Here is a 15,373-nt window from a genome sequence, read left to right as displayed (position 1 = left end):
CCGCATACTGACGCGCTGATAAAGGATGTTTCCTCCCCTTCAAGGGGAGGGAGCGAGGGTTTCGCAACGCATGCGTTGCGCTCGCGGACTCGGAGCGGCTTGCAAGCGGCGACGTGGACGGGAGCGAGGGTTTCGCAACGCATGCGTTGCGCTCGCGGACTCGGAGCGGCTTGCAAGCGGCGACGTGGACGGGAGCGAGGGTTTCGCAACGCATGCGTTGCGCTCGCGGACTCGGAGCGGCTTGCAAGCGGCGACGTGGACGGGAGCGAGGGTTTCGCAACGCATGCGTTGCGCTCGCGGACTCGGAGCGGCTTGCAAGCGGCGACGTGGACGGGAGCGAGGGTTTCGCAACGCATGCGTTGCGCTCGCGGACTCGGAGCGGCTTGCAAGCGGCGACGTGGACGGGAGCGAGGGTTTCATAATGCACTGCATGCACCTGCAGAATCCGATTTGCATGAGAAACAAGACAGACCAAGCAAAACTTCGGCAGAAGCATTTCAATTTTTTCCGTTCCTCCTACAAAGAACGGCAGATGTAACAGGAGAGCACCATGAGCAATCCGCAGCAATCCCAATCCGAAGGCCTCACCATCGCCGGCAAGACCTACCGCTCGCGCCTGCTGGTGGGCAGCGGCAAGTACCGCGACCTCGAGCAGACCCGACTGGCCACCGAGGCCAGCGGCGCCGAAATCATTACCGTGGCGATCCGCCGCGTCAACATCGGGCAGGATCCGAAGGCGCCCAGCCTGCTCGACGTGGTGCCGCCGTCGCAGTACACCATCCTGCCCAACACCGCCGGCTGCTACAACGCCAAGGACGCGGTCTACACATTGCAGCTCGCGCGAGAACTGCTGGGCGGTCACAAGCTGGTCAAGCTGGAAGTGCTGGGCGATGAAAAAACGCTGTTCCCCAACATGCCGGAAACCCTGAAAGCGGCCGAGACGCTGGTCAAGGACGGCTTCGACGTGATGGTGTACTGCAGCGACGATCCGATCCAGGCCAAAATGCTCGAAGACATCGGCTGCGTGGCCGTCATGCCGCTGGCCTCGCTGATCGGTTCCGGCATGGGCATCCTCAACCCGTGGAACCTGTCGCTGATCATCGAGCAGTCGAAGGTGCCGGTGCTGGTCGATGCCGGCGTCGGCACCGCGTCCGACGCGGCGATTGCGATGGAGCTCGGCTGCGACGGCGTGCTGATGAACACCGCGATCGCCGGCGCGAAAGATCCGATCCGCATGGCGCGCGCGATGAAGCTGGCGGTCGAGGCAGGCCGCGAAGCCTATCTCGCCGGGCGCATACCGAAGCGCTTCAGTGCTTCGCCGTCGTCGCCGATGGAAGGCCGCGCAACGTGATTCGCCCCAGCGTTCTCGTGTTTGCCGGCTCCGACCCCAGCGGCGGCGCGGGCATCCAGGCCGATGTGCAGGCGACCGCCGCGCTGGGCGCGCATCCGCTGACATCGATCACCGCGCTGACGGTGCAGGACAACGACCGCGTCTACCGGATCCACCCGACGCCGGCCGACCTGGTGCTGCAGCAGGCAAAGGCCCTGATCGACAAGATGGACATCGCCGCGGTCAAGATCGGCATCGTCGGCAACGGGGCCAACGCGGAAGCGATCGCCGAGGCGATCGGCCTGCTCAGGCAGCGCCGTCCAAACCTGCACGTGGTGCTAGATCCGGTGCTGGCCAGCGGGCATGGCGACAGGCTGTCGGCGGACGATCCGCGCGAGACCATCCTGCGGCTGCTGCCGCTGGCTACCCTTGTGACGCCCAACCTGCCGGAAGCCGCGGCGCTGTGCGATGGAGAACAACGCGCGGAATCCCAGGCCGGACTGTTGCTGGAACACTGCCGCAACGTCTTGATCAAGGGCGGGCACGGCGAGGGCCCGGACGTGGTCAACCGCTGGTTTTCAAGAAGCGATCAGCGCACCTGGACCTGGCCGCGCCTCGACGGCGGCTATCACGGAAGCGGCTGTACGCTGGCATCTGCCATCGCGGCATTGTTGGCGCGCGGCATGCCGATGCGTGACGCGCTCGACCAGGGACAATCGTATTGCCAGCATGCGCTGGCGTCCGCCTATGCCATCGCCGACGGGCAGCGCATGCCCGACCGCGGCATCACTCTGGAGAACAGGACATGAAAGGTTTATATCTCGTCACGCCCGATTGGGACGATACGCAGAAGCTGCTGCAGGTCACCGAGGCCGGCCTGCGCGGCGGCGCGGCGCTGGTGCAGTACCGGCACAAGTCGGCGTCGCCCCAATTGCGGAAGGAGCAGGCGGCGGCGCTGCAGGCCTTGTGCAGGGAGCATGGCAAGCCCTTCATCATCAATGACCATGTCGAGCTGTGCATCGAGCTGGGCGCCGACGGCATCCATGTCGGCGGCACCGATGCCTCGGTGGCCGAGGTGCGCGCCGCGGTGGGACCGGACAAAATCGTCGGCGCATCCTGCTACGGCACGCTGCAGCTGGCGCGCGAAGCGCACGCGGCCGGCGCCAGCTATGTCGCTTTCGGCGGCTTTTATCCGTCTCGGGTGAAGAAATACGACATGAAGACGCCGCCCGAGATCGTCGCGCAGTCCAAGGCCGAGATTCCCTTGCCGGCGGTGGTGATCGGCGGCATGACGCAGGAAAACTGCACGCCCCTGGTGGTGCTCGGCGCCGACATGGTGGCCGCCATCAGCAGCGTCTACATGGCCAACGATCCGGAATCGGCGGCGCGCGGATTTGCCGTCCTGTTCGGCTGATCGGCGCCTGAAGAGAGCGCATCGATCAGCAGCCGCACGCGGGCGGGCAGCAGGCGGTTGCCCGGCCAGACGATGCTGACCGGCAGCGGCGGCGGGCGGAAGTCCCGCAGCACTTCCACCAGCCTGCCGCTGCCAATGGACTCGGCCGCCATGTAATCCGGCACCTGGATCAGCCCGGTGCCGTGGCAGGCGCTCTCCACCATGCCTTCGCCGTCATCGATCAGCATCCGGTAGCGCGGATGCAGTTCCAGCACCTCTCCATCCACGGAAAACTGCAACGGGCGCTCGCGTCCGGAGGTGGGAACGCGAAACACGATGAAGGCATGCCCATCCATCTGCGCCGGATGCTTGGGCTTGCCGCGCCGCGCCAGGTAATCCGGACTGCCGCAAACGACGAGGTGCTGCCAGCCGATCCGTTTGCTCGCCAGCCGCGAATCGATCAGCGGCATGATACGCACCGCCGCATCGATGCCATCCTTGATCACATCGCATAACTGATCCGTCAGGCGCACATCGGCGCTCAGGTCCGGATGCGCCTGCAGCAGGCGAGATACCGCCGGCAGCACCACATGCTTGCCGTAAGTGATCGGCGCATTGATGCGCAGCTCCCCGCGCGGCTCTCCATGGGTGCCCGCCGCCAGGGTTTCCAGTTCATGGATATCGGCAAGAATCTTTTCGCAACGGGCATACAGCGCCTCGCCGTCCGAACTCAGCGTCACCTGGCGCGTCGTCCGGTGAAACAGCTTGACGCCGAGCTGCTCTTCCAGCCGCAGGATGCGCTTGGCGACCGTGGATGCCGTGATGCCGAGTTCCCGGCCGGCATGGGCAAAGCTGCGATGCCGGGCTGCGCTGGCGAAGGCAATGAATTGCGTGAATCCACTCATGATGACCTGCCGGTAGTTGATGCGGATTGAGGAAATATTTTCTTCAATGTTACGACATTCCATGTTGTTCAAGTGGCAGCGCGGAATGGGCATACTGCCTGTCATGCCGTCGCCGACGGCTTTCAGGAACGAGGAGAACAGACATGCATGTGATTACCCAGAGCAAACCGGCAGCGACCGGTTTTCCCGGCATCGAACACGTCACGCTGGCCGGTGCCGCCGAAGGGCTGCGCGCGATGTCGATCTGGCAGCAGTCGGTGGCGCCGGGCGCTGCCACGCCGCCGCATCGCCATGATTGCGAGGAAGTCGTGATGTGCGAAGCGGGCACCGGCGAACTGCATATCGACGGCCGCGTCGAACGCTTCACTGCCGAGCAGATCGTTGTCATTCCGGCCAATGCCCAGCATCAGATCCTGAGCGTCGGCAAGGAGCCGCTGCGCTTCGTCGCCGTATTCAGCGTCAGCCCGGTGCAAGCCTATTTTCCCGACGGCACTCCGATCGCATTGCCATGGCGCACATGAGATGCCAAAACTGCACGTTGCATGCGTGAAGGGAGGGACGGAAATTGCCGGAAGGCCTTCCCCTCCGGGCTTATAATCTGGGGATGCAAAATCTTCTTCACAATCTCAACCCCGAGCAACTCGCCGCCGTCACTCTGCCCGCGCAATCCGCGCTGATTCTCGCAGGCGCCGGCTCCGGCAAGACGCGCGTCCTGACCACCCGCATCGCCTGGCTGATCCAGACCGCCCAGGTCTCGCCAGCCGGCGTGCTGGCCGTGACATTCACCAACAAGGCAGCCAAGGAAATGATGTCGCGCCTGTCGGCAATGTTGCCGATCAATACACGCGGCATGTGGATCGGCACCTTTCACGGCATATGCAACCGGCTGCTGCGCGCGCATTACCGCGACGCCGGGCTGCCGCAGACTTTCCAGATTCTCGACTCCGCCGACCAACTCGCCGCAATCAAGCGCCTGCTGAAGGCATTGAATGTCGATGATGAAAAATATCCGCCGCGCAACCTGATGTACTTCATCAATGGCGCCAAGGACCAGGGCCTGCGCGCGCACGAGGTGGAAGCGAACGACGACTACAACCGCCGTTTCGTGCAGCTGTACGAGGCCTATGACAACCAGTGCCAGCGCGAAGGCGTGGTCGACTTTGCCGAACTGCTGCTGCGCACCTATGAGCTGATGAGCCGCAACCAGCCGCTGCGCGAGCATTACCAGGCGCGCTTCAGGCATATCCTGGTCGACGAGTTCCAGGACACCAATAACCTGCAGTACAACTGGCTCAAGCTGATGGCCGGCGAACACAATGCGGTGTTCGCGGTGGGCGACGACGACCAGAGCATCTATGCGTTCCGCGGCGCCAACGTCGGCAACATGGTGGCCTTCGAGCGCGAATTCCGGGTGCAGAACCTGATCAAGCTGGAGCAGAACTACCGCTCGCACGGCCACATCCTCGATACCGCCAACACGCTCATCGCCAACAACAGCAAGCGCCTCGGCAAGAACCTGCGCACCGATGCCGGCCACGGCGAACCGGTGCGCATCTACGAGGCCAGCAGCGATATCCAGGAAGCGCAGTGGATCATCGAGCAATCGAAGAGCCTGATCGGCGAAGGCGCGCTGCGCAGCGAGATCGCGATCCTGTACCGTTCCAATGCGCAGTCGCGCGTGATCGAGCATGCTCTGTTCACCGCCGGCATTCCCTACCGCGTGTACGGCGGCCAGCGCTTCTTCGAGCGCGCCGAGATCAAGCATGCGATCGCCTACCTGCAGCTGATGGACAATCCGCACAACGATTCGGCCTTCCTGCGCGTGGTGAATTTTCCGACGCGCGGCATCGGTGCGCGCTCCATAGAGCAGCTGCAGGATGCGGCGCGCCAGTACGGCATCTCGCTCTATGCGGCGGTGCCTTATGTGGCAGGCAAGGCCGGCAGCTCGCTCGGTTCCTTCGTCAAGCTGGTCGAAGGCATGCGCTTTGAAACCCAGAATCTGCCGCTGCAGGAAATGGTAAAGGTGATGCTCGACATGAGCGGCCTGATCCCGCATTACCAGACCGAAAAGGAAGGCGCCGACCGCATCGAGAACCTGGAGCAGCTGGTCAGTGCGGCGATGCTGTTCGTGAACGAAGAAGGCTTCGGCATCGACACGCCCGCCTTCCTCGGCCCGAAGGCGCAGGAAGTGGCCGGCACGCCGCTGCCCAACGGCGACGAGCTGATCGATGCCGATGCGCCGCTGGTGACCGTGATGTCGCCATTGTCGGCCTTCCTGTCGCATGCCTCGCTCGAAGCCGGCGACAACCAGGCGCAGGCCGGCCAGGATGCGCTGCAGCTGATGACCGTGCATTCGGCCAAGGGCCTGGAGTTCGATGCGGTGTTCATCACCGGCCTCGAGGAAGGACTGTTCCCGCACGAGAACAGCGCGCAGGAGCAGGGCGGCCTGGAAGAAGAGCGGCGCCTGATGTACGTGGCGATCACGCGCGCGAAGAAGCGCCTGTACATGAGCTTCTCGCAGACGCGCATGCTGCACGGCCAGACTCGCTACAACATGAAGTCGCGCTTCTTCGACGAGCTGCCCGAGGCGGCGCTCAAGTGGCTGTCGCCGAAGGTGCAGCACCAATGGTTCGGCAACAAGAAGAGCGCCTGGGACGATGCGCCGGAAGTCGGCGCCAACAACATCGCGCAAAGTTTCGCCCGCAAGGACGTCGGCTGGCGCATCGGCGAAACTGTCTCCCATCAGAAGTTCGGCGAAGGCGTGATTGTCAATATCGAAGGCGGCGGCACCAACTCGCGCGCGCATATCAATTTCGGCAAGCATGGCATGAAGCTGCTGGACCTCAACATCGCAAAGCTGGAGCGGGTCGCCGGATAAAAATCGAGGTGGCCGGGGCAGCGGCAATGTCGTTGACGCTGCCGTTGCCGGCAATAAAAGAGCCGCATTGCATGCGGCTCTTTTTCATTTCCCCGTTCAAGGAGCAGGCGATGCACTGCCATTTCTGCGCTGCATCCAAAATGGCGGCCTGCGGGCCGGAATGCGTCACGCCGCAAAACGCAATGCCTAGAGCGGCTTGCGAATGGGTGTAAGGTCGCCTAGGCCTGCCTTGGACGCATGGCAGCGTTGTTCCTCGCTTGTGTGGCCCGCCACACGGCGCTCCTCTCGCCTTGCCCTGAATCCCAGGACAAACCGATTCTTCCCTATTCCCACCCGCAGTCCGCTCTAGTTCTCCCGTTCATTCTCCGTGGCATTCTTCATGATGTCGCCCACATCCGTGCGTGCCTGATACTGGCTGTTCCCTTCCTTGTACAAGGCGCCGCCTATCCGTATCAGCGCATCGAAGTTTTCCTTGGATAACCTGCCGCGAGATTCAGCGAGCAGGCCGGCGAGGTCAAGAATAATCGTGTTCAGCAACGGCAATTCCGTCGAATCGGTCCTGGCGCGCTCCCGAAACATATCAATGACTTCGTCCTGTGTCATATCGCTCTCCAGAGTGGAATCCGTCAGTGTACGCCGCTACGGTGCCGGCAGGGACATGCAGCGGACAATCCACGCGGCTTCGCTTTGTCTTGACATTTCAATTGATGCGAGTATGCTGGAAAACATCCAAGCACCATCCACGTGGATGGTTTTATGAACCAAGCGTTATATTTTCCCCAAGAAACATGAAAGAAATCGAGCTGCGAACCAAAGTCGTGGATAGCGAAAAGATCACCATCAATCTCGGTCCCATCGACCTTGGGCAGATCGATCTGCTGGTACAGGAAGGTTTCTATGCGAACCGTACCGACCTGATCCGCACCGCCATCCGCAACCAGATCGCTTCCCATGCCGAGGCTGTCCGCCAGACCGTCATGCGCAAGAGCCTAGTACTCGGTTTGCAGCATTTTTCACGTTCCGATCTGGAGGCGGTCCGGCAAGCCGGACAGATGCTGCAGATCAGGGTCCTGGGCATGGCGAGCATCGACAGCGATGTCACGCCGGAACTCGCACAGGAAACCATTGAATCCATTACCGTGCTGGGCGCATTTCATGCAAGCCCGGCGGTCAAGGCCGCTCTGGCAGGCCGAATCCGATAACGAATCCCTGAAAGTCTCTTATGAAACTCAATGAACAATTTCTCGCGCAGATGCGCGAAGCCACCGCATTGCTCCAGACTTCCGGTCCGGCGGCGGCCAATGACGTCATCCAGCGCGCGCTGGGTGCGGCGGGTCTCACCGGCACCAACCCCGGCGGCGCATCTCCCGGCCACGAAGATTTCATCGACATTAATCCTGCTTCGCAGGAAACCGCGACGCCGAAGGCGGGATTGCATGGCTTGCTTGAGCGCCTGCGCAGCCGTACCGGCGGAAAATGGCGGGCGCCATTCCCGACCCCGGAATTCGAAGATGCGGAAGTGCATGGCGAAGCCGATGCGGAGGCAACCGGGACGCAGCGCACGAACGAGAATGGAGGCGGCCGTTTTCTCTCCGGATCCTGCACCAGCCGCGCGGGAACGCGAACCTACAGGCTCTATGTGCCGAGCACCTACCGCGGCGAACCGCTTCCCCTCGTGGTGATGCTGCATGGCTGCAAGCAGAATCCGGATGACTTTGCCGCCGGCACGGGAATGAACCGCCTGGCCGAGCAGCATAACTGCCTGGTTCTTTATCCGGCCCAGGCTGCAAAAGCCAACGGCTCCAATTGCTGGAACTGGTTCAGCCCGGCTGACCAGCGCCGCGACCACGGGGAGCCTTCCATTCTTGCCGACATGACTCGGCAGATCATGAAGGAATACAGCATCGATCCGGAGCGCGTCTATGTGGCAGGACTCTCCGCGGGAGGGGCGATGGCAGCTATCATGGCGGCGAGGTATCCCGAAGTGTATGCGGCAGTCGCGGTGCATTCCGGTCTTCCGGTCGGCTCGGCGCATGATGTGGCATCGGCCTTTGGTGCAATGAGCGGAGGAGCGGGATCGGTCGGTTCAGCCTACTCCCGGCCCGTTCCGATCATCGTCTTTCATGGGGACCGCGATCGCACGGTTCATCCCGACAATGGCCGCAAGGTCCTTGCCCAATGCATGGGAGCGGCGGAAGCGAAGGCATGCGGCAGCACGTCCACGAAAGGCAAGACTGCGCATGGGCGCGCCTATACGCAAACCGTGTATCTGGATCAGCAGGGACAGGCCGTTGCCGAGCACTGGGTCACGCATGGAGCGGGACATGCATGGTTCGGCGGCAGCAAGGCCGGCTCCTATACGGATCCGAAGGGGCCCGATGCTTCCTCCGAAATGATGCGCTTCTTCCTCGCGCATGCGAACAAGCAGCCGCGGCAATGATGCGCGGCACCCGGCGGTCTCCGGCGGGATGACGATGCGAAGCGTTCTCCATGCGGTGAACGATTCGCCTCAAGATCAGGCCGCTTCACGGTTCATGCGCGGTGCGCGTAATCAAGCGCATCGGCAAGACGATCATAGCGATAACTTTGATAATGGTAGTGCCTGCCGTCGAACGTGATGCCAAGCAGGTCCATCTGCTGCTGTTCGGCATCTGTCGGCAGTGCGGGCGGCGTCCATACCGGAAGATCGTCGCTGGGAACGGCCGGGTAACCGGGACGTCCCTGATCGAGTCTTGCATAGGCCAGGGCATCCTTCAGGGTGTCGTAGCAATACGGACCGTAACGGTAAGCGCGTCCGTCGAAGCGAACATTCAGATCCGACATTTGCACGGCATCGGTTTCCGACGGCTGACACAGGTCGATCGCCGCAGTGCGTCGCGGCTGTGACGGCAAGCCTGCCGCATCGGTATTCATCATGTTCCACCCCTGCAAAAAGAGTAAGCGCTCTACGCCGCGCGACAAGGAAGCAGGGCGCCGCATGAGATCAACGTCCCGTTTTCATCTTTCACTATAGTGGCCAGTCGGCTACTGGCCCAGGCTTATTTTGGCCGGCATTGACCTTCCCCGGTTGGCATGCGAAAGCTCATGCAGCAGGTGAATGTTTCGACTCGGGTACAATCGAACCGAACCCTCGCAGGAGATTGATGTCCGAACGAATGCAAGGGGAGAGAATTATCAAGGTTATCCGTGCCGATGACCCGCATCATGGCTCAAGGAAGATCGTCTGCGCATCGCTGACGCCAATCGTTCTTATCTCCGCCTCTTCTCCAGCCGGCCTGCCAATATTCGCAGGGCGGCGTTCTGCAAGACCGCACGCAGGACTGACGGCGCCGGTATCAATGCGCGCCGAACATCTTCCCATCAATTATTTTTACAAGGAACATGCCATGAGCCAACTCACCAAAGAACCTTACCAGACCAGTGAAGGCGTGATCTTTACCGTTGTCGTCGATTCTCTCAAGCGCGAATGCCTGATCAAGGAAGAGGCGCTGCAGCAACTGTCATCGAAGAATACCGAAGCTTCCACCGTCGGCATGATGGATGTCTTTCATGCATTCGAAGGAAAGATCAATGGAGTGGCGAGACGCCTGGTCGCCGCGGGCGTGCAAGGCACGCCGCTGGTACTGAGCCGCAATACTTTTGCCGCTCCCCCGCGCTAAGTCCAAGCCAGTGCTCAAGCTCGAGCCATCGATCGCATTTGTGAGGTCATGGCTTGCAATCGCAATAAGCCGCAAATGATGGCCGGTTCGGCATCGGCCATTGCACGGACGGTAGCGCGGAGCGTCGCCCGCGGGAGAAAAGGCTTGCGGGTAAGTTGCCGTGCCGTGTTATAGTCTGCCCGTCCGATGGCAGTTTGCCCGTCAGGTCAGAGTCAGGTGTTCGTATCCCGTCTCTTCCCGTCCTTCGGCCATGCAGGGAGAAGTTGATGTCCCATGCATGATCCGACCACCTTCATCGTTCGCTACTGCATTACGTCACTGCCTGTCACAGGCAGTCGATTCGCACCAGCATAGCCGGCTGTCCACCGCGACAGGCGAGAGATGTGCTGGCCATTCACGATGTCGCTTGCATGTCCGCCAGATGCGCAGATTCGCGCTCCGGACACGATCCTGCGGTTGATCGGTCGCTCGGCCTCCGGCCAGATACTGCGAGCGGAAAACGATACTGGAATTTTTTATGGCAAAAGAAGATCTGCTGGAAATGATGGGCCAAGTCGCCGAAGTGCTCCCGGATTCGCGTTTTCGCGTGGACCTCGAAAACGGACACAGGCTGATCGCCTATACCTCGGGGAAAATGCGCCAGCATCACATACGCATACTCGCCGGAGACAAGGTATCCATTGAGATGTCTCCTTATGACCTGAGCAAGGGTCGCATTACCTTCCGCCATCTCGAAAAGCGCGGTCCCGCACCCACCGGCTACCAGCGCCGCCGCTGATTGCGGATTTCCCGCAGCGGCATCAAACCTGACATGGATAGAATTTTTTCCGTATCCAAGCGCGGACCGGAAATAAACGAAGTATCGCTAGGTCTTTTCAGGTTTGGCCTGTATAGTGGGTTTCGTGCTTGTATCAAGTCGTTGTTGTTGGTCTCTTTCCCGTCTTGCTCGTTGCTGAGCCATTCCTGTTTGAATTCCTTCGGTAGTCTTTCTTGATGTCAGGTGCGTCCTGGGTGATACACCCCTATTTTTAAGAAAGATTCAAACAAATGAGTACTCAATCCGGCACGGTCAAATGGTTCAACGACGCCAAGGGCTTCGGCTTCATTACACCCGACAATGGCGGCGGCGATCTGTTCGCGCATTTCCAGGATATTCAATCGAACGGTTTCAAGAGCCTGAGCGAAAATCAGCGCGTCTCGTTCGAGCGCAGCACTGGCCCGAAGGGCGAGAAGGCAAGCAACATCCGCGTTATCTAAATTTTCAGGAACATGCTCGGTTTAGAAGGCCAAAGGTGTGCAATACGTTTGCGCATGACCTTCATGACTGAAGCCTGTCCAAACCACTTTACCTGACATGCAACGGGAAAGGCACCATGCAGATAGCATGGGCCCTAGAAATACCAAACCGGTGACACCACGCAGATAGCATGGGTTGCCGGGCCTGTTCCGGTAGTAGACAAGAGAGCTCGCTTCGGCGGGCTTTTTTCATTTGGGGCGGACAATACGTATATCTGCGACATCCTGTGCCTGCCCAATCATCCCATCATGCAGGCAGCACAAAAAACTTCATCGGATCGACCCGCCACTTCTCAGCCGACTGGTAGCTCTGTATCTTGTCGCCCCCGCCCATGCCCAGCGGCTTGGACAGATCAACCTGCACCGGCTTGATGTAGGTATTGGACTTGGTGCTGAAGAAGACATTGACCTTGGGCGACAGCAGGTTGGTCTCGTGCGGCTCGGTCACTACGCCGAGCCGGCCCGATTCCAGCAGGACCAGGGTGCCGACGGGATAGATGCCGACGCAGCGCATGAAGCTTTGCACCTGCTGCGGATTGAAATGGAACTTGCTCCATTCGAAGATCTTGCGCAGCGCTTCCGCCGCCGGCATGCCCTTGTGATAGCAGCGGTCGGCGGTGATTGCGTCATACACGTCGACGATCGCAGCCATCTGCGCCATGGTGCTGATCTTGTCCGCGGGCAGCTTGTCGGGATAGCCGCTGCCGTCCATGCGCTCGTGGTGATGTAGAGTGATGTCGAGCGGGATCTCGCCGACCCCGGGCGTTTTCAGCAGGATGTCGTAGCCGTCCTTCGGATGGCGGCGGATGATCTCGAATTCCTCATCGGTCAGCCGGCCCGGCTTGTTGAGCACTTCGTCGGGCACCAGGGCCTTGCCGGTATCGTGCAGCAGGCCGCCGAGGCCGGCCTGGCGGGTCAGCTCCGCATCCATGCCGGACGAACGGCAGAAGGCCACCAGCAGGGTGCAGACGCTGACCGAATGCAGGAAGGTGTAGTCGTCCTTGTTCTTGATGCGCAGCAGGCCGGTCAACGCCCCGGGATTGCGAAGAATGGATTCGGTAATGTTCTGCACCACCGGCTCGACCTGGTCGAGTTCGATTGCCTTGCCGAGGCGGGCATCATGCATCACGGTGCGCACCAGCTGGTGCGCCTGGTTCCTGATCTGCGCGGCGCGGGCCAGTTCGTCGGCGACCGATACCCGGATCACCGGAGCCGGTTCGCGCCCGGCAATGGCGACCAGTTCCTTCTCCAGGTCGCGGCGGGCTTCCTCCGCGGTCGGCGCATGCGCGGCGTCCAGGCCCTTGCTGGTGTCGATATACACTTCGTGGATGCCGGCGTCGATGATTTTGCGGATTTCATCTTCGGACGTGAGCATCAGGCGGCTGCGCGCGAAGGGATGATCCATCCAGTGACAGCTGAAGTCATGAATGAACATGCCTACCCGCAGTTCGCGCACGCCGATTTTCTTGATCACCGGATTTCCCCTGATTGGCCAGTCGAATAAGTGCGGCCTGGCAACATGCGCAAGTATATTCCCGTATCGCCAGGAGATGCCAATCCCGGACCGCGCCGTCGTTTATCGGCGCTGTCAGCGTTCGAAATCGGCCACTGGCGCGGCAATCGCATCCGGCCGCCCGAACACGGCCGTGTAGGTGGGATAGAAGGAGCAGTACATTACCACCGTCAGTATCAGCGACAGCGGCAGGAGTACCAGCATCACGATGAAAGCCTTGGAAATCAGCAGCGCCACGATGCTGCTCACGATCACCGGCACCAGCACGCCGATCAGGAGCCAGGCCAGCCCGTACACCAGGAAGGCCTTGCCGGCGCGCTTGACGGCGAAGAAGCTGTAGAAGATCGCCTTGGCGATGCCCATCTTCTGCCAGGCGATCAACGGCGCCGCATACCAGAAAGCCATCGCCATCGGCGTGTAGATCAGCGCCGAGAACATCATGCCGAGCGACATGTTGGAGTTGCGGATGGTTTCGGTATCCATCGCCTTGTTGCTGCTCATGACCTGCCAGAACACGCCGCCGTCGATCAGCGCCGATGCCGCGATCGCGGCCACCGCGGCAATCAGGTAGAGAAAGCCGAGTTTCACCAGCGACAGGAATGCGGGCGAGCGGAACCCGGTCAGCAGCAGGTTGGGATAGACCTTTTTGCCGTCTTCGACCTGCAGGCAGGCCTGCATGAACGCCATCGAAAATACCGGGATCAGCACCATCGGCAAAATCTGCCCCAGCAATGGCAGGATGCCGACCACCAGCATCAGGAACATGTAGGCGAGAAACAGCGTCGACATTTCGGCCGGCTGCTTGCGGAACAGGGCGAATCCCTGCTTGACCCAGAGCCAGCCAGCGTTTGCGGGCAATTTTTCCATGTTCAAAACAGTTCCGGAACCGGGTTGTCGATGCGCTGGCGCAGGATACGCTCGAAATGCGTGGGATCGTGCGGCGTCAGCATTTCCGCTTCACGCGGCAGGTGGAAGTCGTACAGGCGCGACAGCCAGAATCTCAGCGCGCCGGCCTGCAGCATCGGCCGCCAGGCTTCCTGTTCTGCGGCGCTGAACGGACGCACCGCATGATAGGCGTCCAGCAGGGCGCGCACCCGCGCAGCATCGAGGGCACCGGTGTCGAGATCGATGCACCAGTCGTTGACCGTGACCGCGACGTCGAAGATCCAGGTGTCGCAGCCGGCGAAATAGAAATCGAAGAAGCCGGTCAGGCGCTCGCCGTCGAACATCACGTTGTTGCGGAACAGGTCCGCATGCACCGGACCGTTCGGCAGTTCGCGGTAGGTTGCGGAGGCGGCAAACGCTTCCTGCGCATGCAGTTCGGCGCGCAGCAGGTGCTGGTTGGACTCCGACAGGTAAGGCAGCACGGTCGGCGTGGTCATCCGCCACCAGTCCAGGCCGCGCAGGTTGGGCTGGCGGATGCCGAAGTCGCGGCCGGCCAGGTGCATCTTCGCCAGCATCGCGCCGACCGCCGCGCAGTGCGCCGGACGCGGATCGAGCTGCGAACTGCCTTCCAGCTTGGTGACGATGGAGGCCGGCTTGCCGTGCAGGGAGTGGAGAATTTCGCCGGCGTGGTTGGCCACCGGGGCCGGCACCAGCACGCCGCGCTCGGCGAGGTGGCGCATCAGGTGCAGGTAGAACGGTAGCTGCGCGAAGGTCAGCTTTTCGAAAATGGTCAGTACGTATTCGCCCGTCTCGGTGGTCAGGAAGAAGTTGGTGTTCTCGATGCCGGAGGAAATGCCTTTGATTGCAAGGGGTTTGCCAAGATTGAACTGGGGCATCCAGTCGGTAAGGTCATCAAGGCTGACCGGGGTGAAAACTGCCATGAGCGAAATCTAGAGTGGGTTCGGAAAATCGGCGATTACTTGGCGGCCGGCGGGGGCGGAGCGGGTACCTGCGCAGCTTCCGCCGCCTCGGCTTCCCTGCCTTCCTTGTCTTCCTGCGGGCGGCCCAGGTCGAACTCCAGCACCTGCCATTGCGGTGCGCGCAGGAAGCTGCCCTGGGCATCGCCGGGCAGGGCGCTGCCGGAAGAGTCGTTGGCCTTGAGCACATAGGTACTCTTGCCGCTGGTGACCTGAACTTCCGTCACCTTGCCGCCGGGTGCGCGCTTTTCCACGGTGCGGGCGCGCTGCTGGTCGGGCTGGCGGATCGTGACGGCGGGTTCTTCGCCTTCTTCCAGCTTTTCGAGTTGCGGCGGCGGCGGTGCCGTGTTGCCGGATTGCTGCTGGGCCGATGCTGCCAGCGGTAGTACGGCGGCGGCCATGCAGGCCGCGTACATCGGCCAGGCCTTGAGTGTGCGCATAATATGTTGTCGATTGATGAAGATGCCGGCAGGCGGGTCCGAGTCTGTGTTTGAAAGCGCGCAACTCGCCTGACTGCAACATTTTAACAAAGCCCAC

Annotated in this window: 17 protein-coding genes; 10 read left to right on the top strand and 7 right to left on the bottom strand. The window is 61.4% G+C overall.

Annotated features, from left to right (window positions below; translation table 11 throughout):
• The first annotated feature begins 550 nt into the window (after positions 1–550).
• From RY831_RS25435 to thiE, 3 genes are read left to right on the top strand one after another with little or no spacing between them, the layout of a single operon-like run.
• On the top strand, positions 551–1,351 hold the full coding sequence (locus tag RY831_RS25435; RefSeq protein WP_326509179.1) for a thiazole synthase: 801 nt from the start codon (positions 551–553) through the stop codon (positions 1,349–1,351).
• A complete protein-coding gene (thiD, locus tag RY831_RS25430) occupies positions 1,348–2,139 on the top strand; it encodes a bifunctional hydroxymethylpyrimidine kinase/phosphomethylpyrimidine kinase (RefSeq protein WP_326509178.1) in 792 nt (263 codons plus the stop codon). Before RY831_RS25435 ends, thiD begins: the two co-directional genes overlap by 4 nt.
• Positions 2,136–2,744 (top strand): thiamine phosphate synthase, encoded by a 609-nt coding sequence (gene thiE / locus RY831_RS25425; RefSeq protein ID WP_326509177.1) that lies wholly within the window; start codon positions 2,136–2,138, stop codon positions 2,742–2,744. The genes thiD and thiE overlap by 4 nt, the downstream gene beginning before the upstream one ends.
• Here thiE and RY831_RS25420 read toward each other — a convergent pair.
• Positions 2,687–3,628 (bottom strand): LysR family transcriptional regulator, encoded by a 942-nt coding sequence (locus RY831_RS25420; protein WP_326509176.1) that lies wholly within the window; start codon positions 3,626–3,628, stop codon positions 2,687–2,689. The genes thiE and RY831_RS25420 overlap by 58 nt on opposite strands.
• A gap of 143 nt (positions 3,629–3,771) precedes the next feature.
• Between RY831_RS25420 and RY831_RS25415 the strand changes: the two genes are divergently transcribed.
• Together RY831_RS25415 and RY831_RS25410 are read left to right on the top strand one after the other, a co-directional pair.
• On the top strand, positions 3,772–4,149 hold the full coding sequence (locus RY831_RS25415) for a cupin domain-containing protein (protein WP_326509175.1): 378 nt from the start codon (positions 3,772–3,774) through the stop codon (positions 4,147–4,149).
• An 83-nt stretch (positions 4,150–4,232) separates the two neighbouring features.
• Entirely contained in the window at positions 4,233–6,506 is a 2,274-nt protein-coding gene (locus tag RY831_RS25410; RefSeq protein ID WP_326509174.1) for a UvrD-helicase domain-containing protein, read from the top strand.
• Between the two features lie 345 nt (positions 6,507–6,851).
• Here the strand turns inward: RY831_RS25410 and RY831_RS25405 are convergent, their stop codons facing one another.
• On the bottom strand, positions 6,852–7,109 hold the full coding sequence (locus RY831_RS25405) for a hypothetical protein (protein WP_326509173.1): 258 nt from the start codon (positions 7,107–7,109) through the stop codon (positions 6,852–6,854).
• A 185-nt stretch (positions 7,110–7,294) separates the two neighbouring features.
• Between RY831_RS25405 and RY831_RS25400 the strand changes: the two genes are divergently transcribed.
• Both RY831_RS25400 and RY831_RS25395 read left to right on the top strand, forming a co-directional pair.
• Entirely contained in the window at positions 7,295–7,708 is a 414-nt protein-coding gene (locus RY831_RS25400) for a CopG family transcriptional regulator (protein ID WP_326509172.1), read from the top strand.
• 20 nt (positions 7,709–7,728) lie between these two features.
• Positions 7,729–8,946 (top strand): extracellular catalytic domain type 1 short-chain-length polyhydroxyalkanoate depolymerase, encoded by a 1,218-nt coding sequence (locus tag RY831_RS25395; RefSeq protein ID WP_326509171.1) that lies wholly within the window; start codon positions 7,729–7,731, stop codon positions 8,944–8,946.
• A 92-nt stretch (positions 8,947–9,038) separates the two neighbouring features.
• Here RY831_RS25395 and RY831_RS25390 read toward each other — a convergent pair whose 3' ends face one another.
• Positions 9,039–9,422, bottom strand: a complete 384-nt coding sequence (locus tag RY831_RS25390) for a hypothetical protein (protein ID WP_326509170.1) — start codon at positions 9,420–9,422, stop codon at positions 9,039–9,041.
• Between the two features lie 470 nt (positions 9,423–9,892).
• Between RY831_RS25390 and RY831_RS25385 the strand changes: the two genes are divergently transcribed.
• The 3 genes from RY831_RS25385 (at position 9,893) to RY831_RS25375 (ending at position 11,422) form a co-directional block, all read left to right on the top strand.
• Positions 9,893–10,165: a DUF1488 family protein gene (locus tag RY831_RS25385; protein WP_326509169.1), complete on the top strand. Its 273-nt coding sequence runs from the start codon at positions 9,893–9,895 to the stop codon at positions 10,163–10,165.
• Between the two features lie 517 nt (positions 10,166–10,682).
• Positions 10,683–10,943 carry a translation initiation factor IF-1 gene (gene infA, locus RY831_RS25380; RefSeq protein ID WP_326509168.1) on the top strand — a complete coding sequence of 87 codons (261 nt, stop codon included), beginning with the start codon at positions 10,683–10,685 and terminating at the stop codon, positions 10,941–10,943.
• Between the two features lie 269 nt (positions 10,944–11,212).
• Positions 11,213–11,422, top strand: coding sequence for a cold-shock protein (locus RY831_RS25375; protein ID WP_151638882.1), 210 nt, complete (start codon positions 11,213–11,215; stop codon positions 11,420–11,422).
• Between the two features lie 286 nt (positions 11,423–11,708).
• Here RY831_RS25375 and RY831_RS25370 read toward each other — a convergent pair whose 3' ends face one another.
• From RY831_RS25370 to RY831_RS25355, 4 genes are all read right to left on the bottom strand, one after another.
• Positions 11,709–12,935, bottom strand: a complete 1,227-nt coding sequence (locus RY831_RS25370) for an HD-GYP domain-containing protein (protein WP_326509167.1) — start codon at positions 12,933–12,935, stop codon at positions 11,709–11,711.
• 114 nt (positions 12,936–13,049) lie between these two features.
• Positions 13,050–13,841, bottom strand: a complete 792-nt coding sequence (locus RY831_RS25365) for a BPSS1780 family membrane protein (protein WP_326509166.1) — start codon at positions 13,839–13,841, stop codon at positions 13,050–13,052.
• A 2-nt stretch (positions 13,842–13,843) separates the two neighbouring features.
• Positions 13,844–14,800 (bottom strand): homoserine kinase, encoded by a 957-nt coding sequence (locus RY831_RS25360; protein ID WP_326509165.1) that lies wholly within the window; start codon positions 14,798–14,800, stop codon positions 13,844–13,846.
• Between the two features lie 35 nt (positions 14,801–14,835).
• Positions 14,836–15,276: a DUF2782 domain-containing protein gene (locus RY831_RS25355; protein ID WP_326509164.1), complete on the bottom strand. Its 441-nt coding sequence runs from the start codon at positions 15,274–15,276 to the stop codon at positions 14,836–14,838.
• Between the last annotated feature and the right edge of the window lie 97 nt (positions 15,277–15,373).

The sequence above is a fragment of the Noviherbaspirillum album genome (genome assembly GCF_035916955.1).
Taxonomy (GTDB): Bacteria; Pseudomonadota; Gammaproteobacteria; order Burkholderiales; family Burkholderiaceae_D; genus Noviherbaspirillum; species Noviherbaspirillum album.
Note: the sequence above shows the minus strand (reverse complement) of the source record. Positions and strands in the feature narration are given on the sequence as shown.

What these genes read in the sequence shown, in the direction of transcription:
- RY831_RS25435 (WP_326509179.1), top strand. Translation starts at nt 551, where the DNA reads ATGAGCAATCCGCAGCAATCCCAATCCGAAGGCCTCACCATCGCCGGC.
- thiE (WP_326509177.1), top strand. Translation starts at nt 2,136, where the DNA reads ATGAAAGGTTTATATCTCGTCACGCCCGATTGGGACGATACGCAGAAG.
- RY831_RS25420 (WP_326509176.1), bottom strand. Translation starts at nt 3,628, where the DNA reads ATGAGTGGATTCACGCAATTCATTGCCTTCGCCAGCGCAGCCCGGCAT.
- RY831_RS25415 (WP_326509175.1), top strand. Translation starts at nt 3,772, where the DNA reads ATGCATGTGATTACCCAGAGCAAACCGGCAGCGACCGGTTTTCCCGGC.
- RY831_RS25410 (WP_326509174.1), top strand. Translation starts at nt 4,233, where the DNA reads ATGCAAAATCTTCTTCACAATCTCAACCCCGAGCAACTCGCCGCCGTC.
- RY831_RS25405 (WP_326509173.1), bottom strand. Translation starts at nt 7,109, where the DNA reads ATGACACAGGACGAAGTCATTGATATGTTTCGGGAGCGCGCCAGGACC.
- RY831_RS25400 (WP_326509172.1), top strand. Translation starts at nt 7,295, where the DNA reads ATGAAAGAAATCGAGCTGCGAACCAAAGTCGTGGATAGCGAAAAGATC.
- RY831_RS25395 (WP_326509171.1), top strand. Translation starts at nt 7,729, where the DNA reads ATGAAACTCAATGAACAATTTCTCGCGCAGATGCGCGAAGCCACCGCA.
- RY831_RS25390 (WP_326509170.1), bottom strand. Translation starts at nt 9,422, where the DNA reads ATGATGAATACCGATGCGGCAGGCTTGCCGTCACAGCCGCGACGCACT.
- RY831_RS25385 (WP_326509169.1), top strand. Translation starts at nt 9,893, where the DNA reads ATGAGCCAACTCACCAAAGAACCTTACCAGACCAGTGAAGGCGTGATC.
- infA (WP_326509168.1), top strand. Translation starts at nt 10,683, where the DNA reads ATGGCAAAAGAAGATCTGCTGGAAATGATGGGCCAAGTCGCCGAAGTG.
- RY831_RS25375 (WP_151638882.1), top strand. Translation starts at nt 11,213, where the DNA reads ATGAGTACTCAATCCGGCACGGTCAAATGGTTCAACGACGCCAAGGGC.
- RY831_RS25365 (WP_326509166.1), bottom strand. Translation starts at nt 13,841, where the DNA reads ATGGAAAAATTGCCCGCAAACGCTGGCTGGCTCTGGGTCAAGCAGGGA.
- RY831_RS25360 (WP_326509165.1), bottom strand. Translation starts at nt 14,800, where the DNA reads ATGGCAGTTTTCACCCCGGTCAGCCTTGATGACCTTACCGACTGGATG.
- RY831_RS25355 (WP_326509164.1), bottom strand. Translation starts at nt 15,276, where the DNA reads ATGCGCACACTCAAGGCCTGGCCGATGTACGCGGCCTGCATGGCCGCC.